The sequence below is a fragment of the Flavobacterium nitrogenifigens genome, from assembly GCF_003254565.1.
GTDB lineage: Bacteria > Bacteroidota > Bacteroidia > Flavobacteriales > Flavobacteriaceae > Flavobacterium > Flavobacterium nitrogenifigens.
Genome location: NZ_QJRI01000104.1, coordinates 1 through 525 on the forward strand (window position 1 = coordinate 1; position 525 = coordinate 525).

General features: G+C 34.1%; 1 protein-coding gene. It reads left to right on the plus strand.

Annotated elements, in window-relative coordinates; all coding sequences use genetic code 11:
• Nucleotides 1-369: condensation domain-containing protein (locus DM397_RS00455; RefSeq protein WP_239457752.1), on the plus strand; the 369-nt coding region annotated here is incomplete at its 5' end.
• Nucleotides 370-525: the final 156 nt, after the last annotated feature.

Below are 525 nucleotides of genomic sequence, written 5' to 3' on the forward strand. Positions count from 1 at the left end.
CAGAAAAACACCCTTTTGGGAGCTTATGAACATCAGAGTTATCCATTTGATGCCTTAGTTGGGAAGTTAAATCTGCAAAGGGACCCGAGCCGTTCTGTATTATTTGATGTTTTGGTTGTTTTGCAAAACCAGGGTCAATTGAATAATCTAAAAGGCGAAGAACTCAGGGATCTTGAGATGGGGCCTTATGAGTTTTCTAATGCAACAGCCCAGTTTGATATTAGTTTTACTTTCGTCGAATCAGAGGGATTGAGTTTAATGGTCTCTTATAATACAGACATTTATGACGAGTATCTGATAGAAAGAATGTTTACCCATTTTGAGAATTTACTAACACAATTGCTAAAACAACCAGAAAATATTATATAATGATAGATTTTTTAACTGAACAAGAAAAATACCAACTTTTAGTAGAATTCAACGATACAGATTCAGAGTACCCAAGAGATAAGACCATCGTAGATTTATTTGAAGAACAGGTTAGAAAGACACCAAATAATATTGCTGTTGTTTTTGAAGAAACAA